This window comes from Rhodococcus sp. IEGM 1305, from assembly GCF_030058635.1.
GTDB classification, from domain to species: domain Bacteria; phylum Actinomycetota; class Actinomycetes; order Mycobacteriales; family Mycobacteriaceae; genus Rhodococcus_F; species Rhodococcus_F opacus_D.
In genome coordinates, this window is the sequence record NZ_JASHKX010000006.1 from 26,577 (window position 1) to 38,693 (window position 12,117).

Here is a 12,117-nt window from a genome sequence, read left to right on the forward strand (position 1 = left end):
GAACTCAGCCGACTGCTGCGGCCTTCTTCGGCGCCCGCTTGCGCGGTGTCGCCGTGGCGGCCGCGGCAGTCTTCTTCGCCGAAGCGGACTTCCGCGTCGACGACGACTTGGCCGCCTTCGACTTCGCCGCAGCGGGAGGCGCCGTCACCTCGAGGACGTTTTCGAGGAACCGCCCCGTGTAACTCTCCGGAACCTGCGCAACCTCCTCCGGGGTGCCCTGTGCGACGACGGTTCCGCCGCCGGACCCGCCCTCGGGCCCCATGTCGACCACCCAGTCGGACGTCTTGATCACGTCGAGGTTGTGCTCGATCACGATCACCGTGTTGCCCTTGTCGACCAACCCGTTGACCACCCCCAGCAGCTTGCGGATGTCCTCGAAGTGCAGACCCGTCGTGGGCTCGTCGAGGATGTACACCGTGCGGCCCGTCGAACGTTTCTGCAGTTCGGCGGCGAGTTTCACGCGCTGCGCCTCACCACCGGACAGCGTGGGCGCGGGCTGACCGAGCCGCACGTACCCGAGACCGACCTCGACCAGGGTCTTGAGGTAGCGGTGGATCGAGGTGATGGGCTCGAAGAACTCCGCGGCCTCCTCGATCGGCATGTCCAGGACCTCGGCGATGGTCTTGCCCTTGTAGTGGACCTCGAGCGTCTCGCGGTTGTACCGGGCGCCGTGGCAGACCTCGCACGGCACGTACACGTCGGGCAGGAAATTCATTTCGATCTTCAACGTGCCGTCTCCGGAGCAGGCCTCGCACCGGCCGCCCTTCACGTTGAACGAGAACCGGCCCGGCTGGTAGCCGCGCACCTTCGACTCGGTAGTGGCGGCGAACAGGGTGCGGATCTTGTCGAAGACCCCGGTGTAGGTGGCCGCGTTGGACCGCGGGGTGCGGCCGATCGGCGACTGGTCGACCTGGACGAGCTTGTCCAGCTGGTCGAGCCCGTTGATGCGGGTGTGCCTGCCCGGCACCTGGCGGGCGCCGTTGAGCTTGTTCGCCATCACCGTCGCGAGGATGTCGTTGACGAGCGTCGACTTACCGGACCCGGACACGCCGGTGACCGACGTGAGCACGCCCAGCGGGAAGCTGACGTCGATGCCCCCGAGGTTGTGTTCGCGCGCACCGATGACCGTGACCTGCCGCTTGCGGTCGACCGGTCGGCGAATGGCAGGAATCTCGATGTGACTGCGGCCCGACAGGTACGCGCCGGTGAGGGATTCCTCGCAGTCGAGTAGTTCCTCGTACGGCCCGCTGTGGACGACCTTGCCTCCGTGCTCGCCGGCGAGCGGTCCGATGTCGACCACCCAGTCGGACGTGCGGATGGTGTCTTCGTCGTGTTCGACCACGATGAGCGTGTTCCCGAGGTCGCGCAGGCGCGTCAGGGTCTCGATGAGACGCCGGTTGTCGCGCTGATGCAGACCGATCGACGGCTCGTCGAGCACGTACAGGACGCCCACCAGGCCCGAACCGATCTGGGTGGCCAGGCGGATACGCTGCGCCTCACCACCGGACAGGGTGCCGGCGGCGCGGGCGAGCGACAGGTATTCGAGACCGACGTCGAGCAGGAAGCCGAGACGTGCCTGGACCTCCTTGAGCACCTGACCGGCGATGGCCTCCTCGCGGCTGCCCAATGTGAGGCTGTTCAGGAAGTCGGCGCAATCGGAGATCGACAGTTCGCAGACCTCGGCGATCGACTTCATACCGAACTTCTCGTTCGCGATCGTGACCGACAGGATCTCGGGGCGCAGACGCGCACCACCACACGCGGGACAGGGGGTGTCGCGCATGTAGCCGTCGTAGCGTTCCTTCATCTGGTCCGACTCGGTCTGCTCGAGGCGGCGGTGCAGGAACGGCATGACGCCCTCGAACTCGGCGTAGTAGGAACGGGTACGCCCGTACCGGTTCTTGTACCGGACGTGGACCTGCTCCTCACTTCCCTCGAGGATCGCGCGGCGCGCCTTCGCGGGCAGCTTGTTCCACGGCGTCTTCATGTCGAAGCCGAGAATGTCGCCGAGCCCGGACAGCAGGCGGCCGAAGTATTCGGAACTCTGCCCCATCGACCACGGCGCGATGGCTCCGTCCTCGAGGGACAGCTCGGGGTCGGGGACAACGAGGTCCGGGTCGACCTCCTTACGGATTCCGAGACCGGTGCACTCGGGGCAGGCGCCGTACGGGGAGTTGAACGAGAACGACCGCGGTTCGAGGTCGTCGATGGAGAGCGCGTGTCCGTTCGGACACGCCAGCTTCTCCGAGAATCGGCGTTCCCGGTCTGCGGCGTTCTCTTCGCGGTCGACGAAGTCGAGGACGACGATGCCCTCCGCCAACCGCAGCGCGGTCTCGACGGAATCGGTGAGTCGCTGCTTGGAGCTGGCCTTGACGGTGAGGCGGTCGACGACGACCTCGATGTCGTGCTTCTCCTGCTTCTTGAGCTTGGGCGGATCGGAGAGCGGATGCACCACGCCGTCGACTCGCACACGCGAATAGCCCTGCATGTTGAGCTGGTCGAACAGGTCGACGAATTCACCCTTGCGGGTCCGCACGACGGGAGCGAGCACCTGGAAGCGGGTGCCTTCTTCCATGTCGAGGACCTGGTCGACGATCTGCTGCGGCGTCTGCCGCGCGATCTGCTCGCCACACACCGGGCAGTGGGCGGTGCCCGCCCGGGCGTATAGCAGACGGAGGTAGTCGTAAACCTCCGTGATGGTGCCGACCGTCGACCGCGGGTTGCGGTTGGTCGACTTCTGGTCGATGGACACCGCCGGCGACAGACCTTCGATGAAGTCGACGTCGGGCTTGTCCATCTGGCCGAGGAATTGGCGCGCGTACGCCGACAGCGACTCGACGTAACGTCTCTGGCCCTCGGCGAAGATCGTGTCGAACGCCAGACTCGACTTGCCCGAGCCCGACAGCCCGGTGAACACGATCAGGCTGTCGCGGGGCAGATCGAGATCGACCCCTCGCAGATTGTGCTCACGGGCACCCCGCACGATAAGGCGATCCGCCACTCCAAGTCCCTTCATTGTTCGACAGCCGAGGACGCGCATGAACGCTGGGCCCTCTGGCCGTGCCATGGTAAGCCGGGGCACCGACACGTTCTGTGGGACGCATGGCCGCCCTGCCACTCACCTGCCTGTATTCGACGGTAGCCTCCCCATCATGACCGAGCAGCCCATGGTGATAGAAGACTCGTACACCGGCCACGTCTCCCCCGGTTCGGCGCCGCAGCGCCGCACGGTTCCGGGAGCCACGATCACGAAGATGTCCGTCGGCCCCATGAACAACAACGTGTACCTGGTCGTCTGTTCCACAACCGGAAAATCCGTCCTCATCGACGCCGCCAACGAGGCGGACCGCGTCAACCAGTTGATCGGCGAACACGCTCCATCCCTCGAGCTGATCGTCACCACGCACCAGCACGGCGACCACTGGCTGGCGCTGGAGGACGTCGCGGCCGCCACCCGCGTGGACACCGCCGCGCATCCACTCGACGCCGACGCTCTGCCCATCCGGCCCGACCGTCTCCTGGAAGACGGTGACACGGTCACCGTCGGCGACGTCACCCTCGACGTGATCCATCTCGCCGGCCACACCCCCGGCTCCGTCGCGCTCGCGCTCACCGAGACCGGCGGCACACGCGTCCATCTCTTCACCGGTGACTCCCTCTTCCCCGGCGGGGTGGGCAAGACCGCCGACGCCGGCAAGTTCGCATCACTGCTCACCGACGTCGAAACCAAGCTCTTCGACCGCTACGGCGACGACACGGTCGTCTACCCCGGCCACGGTGACGACACCACCCTCGGCGCCGAGCGCCCCCACCTCGGGGAGTGGCGCGAGCGCGGCTGGTGAACCGCACCCGATCGCCGATTGCGCGCCGAACGGTCCGCGATTGGCGATCGGCCTCGCTGGGTACTGGTGAATGGGCAGCCCGTCGGTTCGGCAACATGGTCGTACGCCGACGACTGCCCTGAACTCTCGTTAGTGTGAGACGGGAGAACTCGAGATTGGGAGGCCAGGAATGCTTGTCCGTCGTATCGCTCGCCCACTGCTGTCCGCAGTCTTCATCAGCGGAGGGATCGATGCACTTCGAAATCCGGCGCAGAGAGCACAGGCCGCCGCACCACTGATCGACAAGTCCACAGAGACGCTTCCCGAGTCCGTCACGCAGAAGATCCCGTCCGACCCGGAGACGTTGGTCAAGATCAACGCCGCCGTGCAGATCGGCGGCGGAATTCTTCTCGCCACCGGGAAGGCGCCGCGACTCGCATCGCTCGCGCTGGCCGGCAGCCTCGTGCCCACTACCGTTGTGGGGCACGACTTCTGGAACGAGACCGACCCGGCGAAGAAAGCGGCGCAGCGCACTCAGTTCCTCAAGAACGTCAGCCTGCTCGGCGGACTGCTGATCGCCGCCGTCGACACCGAGGGCAAGCCGTCCCTCGGCTGGCGTGGCCGTCGCGCCGCCCGGCACGCACAGGAGGCCGTGGCCGCGGCTCTGCCGCTCGGATCGGGTCACGACCATCACGGTCCCGAGATCGGGGAGGCTTTGGCCGCGGCGTCGGAGCGCGCACGCATCCTGTCCGGTGAGGCCGCCGAGCGCGGGTCCGAAATCCTCGAGGTCGCGAAAGACCGTGGCGCCGAATTCGCGAAGGTCGCGGCGGATCGCGGTCCCGAATGGGCGGACGTCGCGAAGGAACACGGCTCCGAGTGGGCCGAGGTCGCCAAGGAACACGGCTCCGAGTGGGCCGAGGTCGCCAAGGAGCGCGGCGCGGAACTCGTCGAACTGGCGAAGGAACGCGGAGCGGAACTCGTCGACGTCGCGAAGGAACGCGGCCCGGAGTTGGCCGAGGTCGCCCGCGAGAAGGGCGGCGAATGGGCCGGCACCGCCGCAGAACGCGGCGAGGTGCTGAGCAAGCGGGCCCGCAAGCAGGCGGAAGCCGCGCTCGAGAAGGCCCGAGCGAAGCGGGACGAACTGTCCCACTGACCCCGAGCCGCGGCGCCGACCTGCGCCGGATAATCGATCTGATCGGCCCCGGAGATCACCCCTGACCTGCAATGTCAGCGGGCGGCCTCCGGGGCCGACTAGACTGTCCAGGCACTTTTGCAGCCGATCCGGTTGCAGCCGAACCAGTCAAGGAGACCTCTTGCCCGACGAGGACACGTCACGCGACGAGCGCGAGCTCGAGCAGCAGTACGTGACGATGCTCTACACCCGACTGGACGGCCTTCGCCAGTACGCGGCGAACCGGCTGAGCCGTGTACTGCTCGAAACCGGCGGGACCCCGCAGGCCCGCAGCGAGCGGGAGTCGTTCAACCAGCTCTACACCGAAGACCTCGCCAAGTACGACGCCGCCGAGAACGGGCTGTGCTTCGGACGCATCGATCTCGACGGCGAGCACCGCTACATCGGCCGGCTCGGCATCCTCGACGAGGAGAACGACTACGAGACGATGCTCCTCGATTGGCGTGCGCCCCTTGCCCGCCCGTTCTACCTCGCCACCCCCGCAGCCCCCGACGGCGTCTCCCGTCGACGGCACATCCGGACGCGGAGCCGCCGAGTGACGGCCGTCAACGACGAGTATCTGGATCTGGCGGCGGCAGAGGCCGCGGGCACGATCACCGGCTCGGACGGCGTCGCGGGTGAAAGTGCACTGCTCGCCGCGCTCAACGCGGCCCGCACCGGTCAGATGAACGACATCGTCGAGACCATCCAGGGTGAGCAGGACGCCATCATCCGGTCGGAGCACAAGAGTGTGCTGGTCGTCCAGGGAGGACCGGGAACCGGCAAGACCGCGGTCGCTCTGCACCGCGCCGCCTACCTGCTCTACACCTACCGGCAGCAGCTCGCGAAGGCCGGCGTCCTCATCATCGGCCCCAACGCCACGTTCCTCGACTACATCGGCCAGGTGCTGCCGTCGCTCGGCGAGACCGGTGTGCTGCTCTCGACCATCGGCGACCTCTACCCCGGCGTCCGCGCCACCGTCGAGGACAGCCTCGACGCCGGCGAGATCAAGGGCTCGCTCGACATGCTGGACGTGCTCAAGAAGGCCGTCCGGGATCGGCAGGAAGTGCCGTCGCGTCCCGTCGAGCTGACGTTCGACACCTACCGGATCACCCTCGACCGCAAGGTCGTCACCCGCGCTCGTGGCCGGGCGAGGTCGTCGCGGCGCCCGCACAACCTGGCACGGCCCATCTTCGTCTCGTCGGTCATCGAGGCACTCGCCCAGCAACTCGCGGACACACTGGGCGCCAACGTCGTCGACGGCGGGAACCTGCTGAGCCGGGACGACATCGCCGACATGCGGGACGAGATGCGTGAAGACCCGGAGATCATGACGGCGATCAGCGCGCTGTGGCCGGAACTGTCGCCGCAGCAGGTCCTCGCCGAGCTGTACGCCTCACCGAAGCGGCTGGCCGATGCCGCGCCGAATCTGACCGAAACCCAACGTGAGTCGCTGCGACGCCCCGTCATGCGCGGCTTCAGTGCCGCCGACGCGCCACTCCTCGACGAGTTGGCGGAACTGCTCGGCGTCGACGACGCCGCCGAACGGGAGCGCGCCCGCCGCCAGTGGCGGGCACAGATCGCCGATGCCCAGGGCGCCCTGGACATCCTGACCGGTTCGGCGCCACAGGATCTCGAGGACGAGCTGGACCCGGAAATTCTGATGGCCTACGACCTGATCGACGCCAGTCAGCTGGCCGAACGCCACGACGTGGGACAGCACCAGACCACCGCGGAGCGCGCAGCGGGCGACCGAACCTGGACCTACGGCCACGTCATCGTCGACGAGGCGCAGGAACTCTCGGAGATGGCCTGGCGAATGCTGATGCGGCGCATACCGAATCGCTGGATGACGCTGGTCGGCGACACGGCGCAGACCGGCGACCCGGCGGGTACGTCGTCGTGGCAACAGATCCTCGAGCCGTACGTGGCCGCACGGTGGAAGCTCACGGAATTGACCGTCAACTACCGCACTCCGGCGGAGATCATGACGTCGGCACGGCGGGTTCTCGCCGAGATCGACACAGAGCAGACCGTGCCGCGGTCGGTGCGCGAATCCGGATTCGCGCCGTGGGCGCTGCAGGTGTCCGAACCCGATCTCGCGGACACCGTGCGCACGTGTGTGTCCCGGGAAACCGGACCGGGCACGACTGTCGTGATCGGGGGCCACGACCTCGTCGCCGCACTCGCCGATCTGAAGTCGGACACCGTCAGCGTCCTGACGGTGCGGGACGTCAAGGGGCTGGAGTTCGACTCGGTGCTCATCGCCGAGCCACAGGACATTCTCGACGAGTCGCCGCGGGGGATGAACGACCTCTACGTCGCCCTGACCCGCGCGACGCAACGACTCGGTGTGGTGCATACGAAGACGTTGCCCGCGGTGCTGTCCGAACTCGGTCCGGCCGAGGTCGGGATCCTGTCGTGACACCGGGCGGTCGCGGTCGGCTGATCGGGTGTGGGCTCGTCCTCACCGCGATCGTGTCGACCGCGTGTTCGGAGGCCACCGCCTCCGACCCGCCGTCGACGCCCTCGGTTGCCGCCACCACTGCCGCATCACACCTCGACGCCCGTGGCCTGCGCTACAAGGAGTCGCTGACCGGGGCCGGCATACCGGCGCTGCCTGACGACACGGTCATGGCGCTCGCCAACGGGATCTGCGGCCAGCTGTCCGAGGGGACGGACGAGGCCACGATCCTCGCGCATCTGACCCCGATGGCGCAGTTCGCCTCGGCGACGTCGGATATCGGCCTCACCACCGAACAGGTGGCGCAGGTCTATCTCGATGCCGCCGAGGCGAATTACTGCTGATCCGCGTGGTGCGTCAGCGCACCGTGTGGACGATGAGGACGTCGGACGTCGACTTGCGTGCGGCATCCGACGGAACGGAGCCGAGGAGACGCCCGGTAAGGGTGTTGAGTCCGCGGTTGCCGATCACCAGAAGACCGGCCTCGACCTCGTCGACGAGGTTCAGCAGCGACTCGACGGGCGCACCGACGACGGCGCGTTCCACGACCTCCTTGGCGCCGGCGGCGTGGGCGCGCTCCTTCGCGGTGCGGAGGATCTCGTACGTCGGGGCGGAACCGGTGATCTGGTAGGCCTCGTCACCGAGCGCGTCGGCGGCCTGCCCGACGTCCTTCGGATCGGCCGGGTAGTACGCGCAGGCGATGATCAGCTTGGCACCGGCGTCCCCCGCGATGGCAGCAGCCTTCTCGACGGCCAGAAACGACGACTCGGAGCCATCGGTTCCGACGACAACGGTCCGGTAGGCGCTCATTCATTCCTCCATGTCTGCGGTGGTCAATTGGCCGGGGTCCGGACATACGTCATGCCTGGACCCAGCAGCCACTGCGCTGACCCTAGCTGTATCGGTGCCCGCATAGGTGCATTTGCAACACATGCCACAGGGGATATCCCCAGTGCATGACGGATCACATTCCGGAGGCGCTTCGGCTGTGATCAGCGTCAGCGTGACGTGCCGACCTTGGGACCGAACACGCCGGCGGGGAACACGCCCGCCGCGACGATCGCGTCGCGCCACGGGGTTGCGAGTTCGACGAGCCGGGCCGCCCCGTCCTCCCCCAGCGCGGCCCACGGAGCCAGCGCGAGATCGTCGGTGAGATCCTCGACCAGTTCGCGCAACTCCTTGCCGTCGGCGGTGAGTTCGCCCCGCGCATCCAGGATCTCGCGGTCACGCAGACTGTCGCTCGCCGAGTCCCACTGGTCCTGGGTCCAGGCGCGGCGCGTCATCGCGAACTTCTTCTGGAAGCCGAACCCGGTCGCGGTGTGCGTGATCAGCGATTCGAGTCCGCTCAGTCCCGCCGTCTGCAGTGCGGCGACGTGACCGTCGCCGCGGTACTCCCGCAGCAATGTGAGGGCATGCCAGAAGGCGAGGTGCGGTGTGTCCGGCCACTCCACCCCCGCGTACCCCGCGTACAGCGGCCGTCCCTCGACACCCGGGATTCCGCGGGCCGCGATCGACGCGAGTTCGGCGGCCTCGGCCATCTCCGGTGAATTCGTCACCGATTCGCCGAGAAGTCGCACATACGCCTCCCCGACCGCCCGGTACCGCGCGTCGACGACTGCCGCGGGCGTGGCCAGACCCCAGGCACGCGGAATGACCGACTCGATCACGGCCGGACTGAAGTTGTAGAAGGTCGCAGTGACGACGCCCGCACCGACCGCGCCCATCGGCGCGGAGCGGCCCGCGAAGTAGCCCATCCGACCCGGTGCGAGGCCCGCCTCGACCAGACGATTCTCGACCTCGGGAACGAAATAGCTGAGCGAATGAAGCAACTCCAAGGACCGGGCGGTACGACCTGCGTTGTGTGCATCCATGCTTCAGACCGTACTGCCTGGGCGCGCCCGCTATTTCAGGCCCGCGGCATCCATGCCGCGCAGCTCCTTCTTCAGGTCGGCGATCTCGTCGCGCAGTCGTCCGGCGAGTTCGAACTGCAGATCTCGGGCGGCGTTCATCATCTGATCGGTCAATTCCTTGACCAGATCTGCCAACTCCGCCCTCGGCATCGACTTCGTATCGCGGCCCTCGTACACCCCGGCGCTGACCGAGCGCCCGGCCTCGCCCTGGGCGCGGCGCCCGCGAGTGGCGTTGCGGCCGGAACCGCCGACGTCGACTCCGCTGGCCGTGTCCTCGGCTTCCTCGTAGACCTGGTCGAGGATGTCTGCGATCTTCTTCCGCAGCGGCTGCGGATCGACGCCCATCTTCTCGTTGTAGGCGATCTGCTTCTCACGCCGCCGCTCGGTCTCCTCGATCGCGTGCTGCATCGAGTCGGTGATCTTGTCGGCGTACATGTGGACCTGGCCGGAGACGTTACGAGCCGCGCGGCCGATCGTCTGGATGAGGCTGGTCGAGCTCCGGAGGAAGCCCTCCTTGTCGGCGTCGAGGATGGCGACCAACGACACCTCGGGGAGGTCGAGGCCCTCCCGCAGCAGGTTGATACCCACCAGGACGTCGTACTCCCCCAAACGAAGTTGCCGGAGCAACTCGACCCGTCGCAGGGTGTCGATGTCCGAGTGCAGGTACCGCACCCGGATACCGAGTTCGAGGAGGTAGTCGGTGAGGTCTTCCGCCATCTTCTTCGTCAACGTGGTGACGAGGACGCGCTCGTCCCGGTCGGCACGTTCGCGGATCTCGTGCACGAGGTCGTCGATCTGCCCCTTGGTCGGTTTGACGACCACCTGGGGGTCGACGAGACCGGTGGGGCGGATGACCTGCTCGACGAACTCTCCGCCTGCCTGCCCGAGCTCGTACTTGCCGGGTGTGGCCGACAGGTACACCGTCTGCCCGATGCGCTGGGTGAACTCCTCCCACGTCAGCGGGCGGTTGTCGGTGGCGGACGGCAACCGGAACCCGAACTCGACGAGATTCCGTTTGCGCGACATGTCGCCCTCGTACATCGCGCCGATCTGCGGGACCGTCACATGGGACTCGTCGATGACGAGGAGGAAGTCCTCCGGGAAGTAGTCGATCAGCGTGGCGGGCGCCGTACCCGGCCCGCGACCGTCGATGTGACGCGAGTAGTTCTCGATGCCGGAGCAGAACCCGACCTGCTTGATCATCTCGAGGTCGTACTGGGTGCGCATCCGGAGACGCTGCGCCTCGAGCAGCTTGCCCTTGTTCTCGAGGTCGGCGAGCCGTTCCTCGAGTTCGGCCTCGATGTCCTTGACGGCACGTTCCATCCGCTCGGGACCCGCGACGTAGTGCGTGGCCGGGAAGATGCGCACCGAGTCGACCTTCCGCACCACGTCCCCGGTGAGGGGATGCAGGTAGTACAGCGCCTCGATCTCGTCGCCGAAGAACTCGATCCGGACCGCCAACTCCTCGTACGAGGGAATGATCTCGACGGTGTCGCCGCGCACCCGGAAGGATCCGCGGGTGAACGCCAGATCGTTGCGGGTGTACTGCACGTCGACCAGCAGCCGCAGCAGAGCGTCGCGCGGAACCTCCACCCCGACCTCGAGCTGCACCGAGCGGTCGAGGTACGACTGCGGGGTGCCGAGACCGTAGATGCACGACACGGACGCCACCACGACCACGTCCCGCCGCGACAGCAGGCTCGACGTCGCGGAGTGGCGCAGCCGCTCGACGTCGTCGTTGATCGACGAGTCCTTCTCGATGTAGGTGTCGGTCTGCGCGATGTACGCCTCGGGCTGGTAGTAGTCGTAGTACGAGACGAAGTACTCGACGGAGTTGTTGGGCAGCATGTCGCGCAGCTCGTTGGCCAACTGCGCGGCGAGCGTCTTGTTGGGCGCCATCACCAGGGTGGGCCGCTGCACCTTCTCGATCAGCCACGCCGTGGTGGCGGACTTGCCGGTACCGGTGGCGCCGAGCAGGACCACGTCCTTCTCGCCGGCGTTGATGCGGCGTTCCAGATCGGCGATCGCGGTGGGCTGATCGCCGGCCGGCTTGTGGTCGCTGACGACCTCGAACCGCGCTTCCGACCGCTCGATCTCCCCGATGGGACGGAACTCGGAATGTGCCACCACGGGGTGCTCGGATGCAAACGCCATACAACCAGGGTAGGCGCAGGTACCGACAAACTCTCCGACGATCTCCGTCAGCTGAAAAACCCGGTAGGTTCCCCACCATGGCAGGCGCGAGTCACGACATCCACCCACCGAAGGTCGAGTACTTCGACCTACGAGATCACACCAACACCGACCCCAAGGGGTTCGTCCGCCACGTCGATCACTACCGCGTCGAACCGTGGGGGCTGTACATGGCGCGCACCTCCGACCACCGGCAGTTCCACTACCTGGAGTCGTGGCTGCTCCCCGACCTCGGCCTGCGGGCGTCGATCTTCCACTACCACCCCTACCACCAGCGCGATCAGGACCACTACGTCGACATCGGCAGCTTCACCCGGGGTGACGACGTGTGGAAGTCCGAGGACCACTACCTGGACCTGGTCGTCCGCACCGGCCGCGACACCGAACTCCTCGACGTCGACGAGCTGATGGAGGCGCACACCACCGGCCTGCTCGACACGGCGACGGCCGAGCGGGCGATCCTCACCGCCACCACGGCGATCGACGGCATCGCCGCGCACGGCCACGACCTCGGCCGCTGGCTGGCCTCGATCGGGATGCCGATCGACTGGCGGTGAC

General features: G+C 67.2%; 9 protein-coding genes. 5 read left to right on the forward strand and 4 right to left on the reverse strand.

Going from position 1 to position 12,117, the window contains the following annotated elements; all coding sequences use genetic code 11:
• Nucleotides 1–4 precede the first annotated feature (4 nt).
• Complete coding sequence (gene uvrA, locus QM693_RS12665; RefSeq protein ID WP_105413723.1) at nt 5–3,001, reverse strand: excinuclease ABC subunit UvrA; 2,997 nt, start codon at nt 2,999–3,001, stop codon at nt 5–7.
• A 151-nt stretch (nt 3,002–3,152) separates the two neighbouring features.
• Between uvrA and QM693_RS12670 the strand changes: the two genes are divergently transcribed.
• From QM693_RS12670 to QM693_RS12685, 4 genes are all read left to right on the forward strand, one after another.
• Nucleotides 3,153–3,842 carry an MBL fold metallo-hydrolase gene (locus tag QM693_RS12670; protein WP_283352512.1) on the forward strand — a complete coding sequence of 230 codons (690 nt, stop codon included), beginning with the start codon at nt 3,153–3,155 and terminating at the stop codon, nt 3,840–3,842.
• Between the two features lie 169 nt (nt 3,843–4,011).
• Nucleotides 4,012–4,974: a DoxX family protein gene (locus QM693_RS12675; RefSeq protein ID WP_283352513.1), complete on the forward strand. Its 963-nt coding sequence runs from the start codon at nt 4,012–4,014 to the stop codon at nt 4,972–4,974.
• Between the two features lie 160 nt (nt 4,975–5,134).
• A complete protein-coding gene (locus tag QM693_RS12680; RefSeq protein ID WP_283352514.1) occupies nt 5,135–7,417 on the forward strand; it encodes a HelD family protein in 2,283 nt (760 codons plus the stop codon).
• Nucleotides 7,414–7,800, forward strand: coding sequence for a DUF732 domain-containing protein (locus tag QM693_RS12685; RefSeq protein ID WP_283352515.1), 387 nt, complete (start codon nt 7,414–7,416; stop codon nt 7,798–7,800). The genes QM693_RS12680 and QM693_RS12685 overlap by 4 nt, the downstream gene beginning before the upstream one ends.
• Nucleotides 7,801–7,813: 13 nt before the next feature.
• On the opposite strand, the gene QM693_RS12690 is transcribed toward QM693_RS12685, so the two are convergent.
• The 3 genes from QM693_RS12690 to uvrB form a co-directional block, all read right to left on the reverse strand.
• Nucleotides 7,814–8,266, reverse strand: a complete 453-nt coding sequence (locus QM693_RS12690; protein WP_005247414.1) for a universal stress protein — start codon at nt 8,264–8,266, stop codon at nt 7,814–7,816.
• 188 nt (nt 8,267–8,454) lie between these two features.
• Nucleotides 8,455–9,327 carry an SCO6745 family protein gene (locus QM693_RS12695; protein ID WP_280782490.1) on the reverse strand — a complete coding sequence of 291 codons (873 nt, stop codon included), beginning with the start codon at nt 9,325–9,327 and terminating at the stop codon, nt 8,455–8,457.
• Between the two features lie 30 nt (nt 9,328–9,357).
• Nucleotides 9,358–11,520 carry an excinuclease ABC subunit UvrB gene (gene uvrB, locus QM693_RS12700; protein WP_280782491.1) on the reverse strand — a complete coding sequence of 721 codons (2,163 nt, stop codon included), beginning with the start codon at nt 11,518–11,520 and terminating at the stop codon, nt 9,358–9,360.
• 77 nt (nt 11,521–11,597) lie between these two features.
• Here uvrB and QM693_RS12705 point away from each other — a divergent pair, with 77 nt between their 5' ends.
• Nucleotides 11,598–12,116, forward strand: coding sequence for a ribonuclease FAU-1 family protein (locus tag QM693_RS12705; RefSeq protein ID WP_105413716.1), 519 nt, complete (start codon nt 11,598–11,600; stop codon nt 12,114–12,116).
• Nucleotide 12,117: the final 1 nt, after the last annotated feature.

Excerpts from the sequence above, each read along its gene's own strand:
- QM693_RS12670 (WP_283352512.1), top strand. The coding sequence starts at position 3,153 with ATGACCGAGCAGCCCATGGTGATAGAAGACTCGTACACCGGCCACGTC.
- QM693_RS12675 (WP_283352513.1), top strand. The coding sequence starts at position 4,012 with ATGCTTGTCCGTCGTATCGCTCGCCCACTGCTGTCCGCAGTCTTCATC.
- QM693_RS12690 (WP_005247414.1), bottom strand. The coding sequence starts at position 8,266 with ATGAGCGCCTACCGGACCGTTGTCGTCGGAACCGATGGCTCCGAGTCG.
- QM693_RS12695 (WP_280782490.1), bottom strand. The coding sequence starts at position 9,327 with ATGGATGCACACAACGCAGGTCGTACCGCCCGGTCCTTGGAGTTGCTT.
- uvrB (WP_280782491.1), bottom strand. The coding sequence starts at position 11,520 with ATGGCGTTTGCATCCGAGCACCCCGTGGTGGCACATTCCGAGTTCCGT.
- QM693_RS12705 (WP_105413716.1), top strand. The coding sequence starts at position 11,598 with ATGGCAGGCGCGAGTCACGACATCCACCCACCGAAGGTCGAGTACTTC.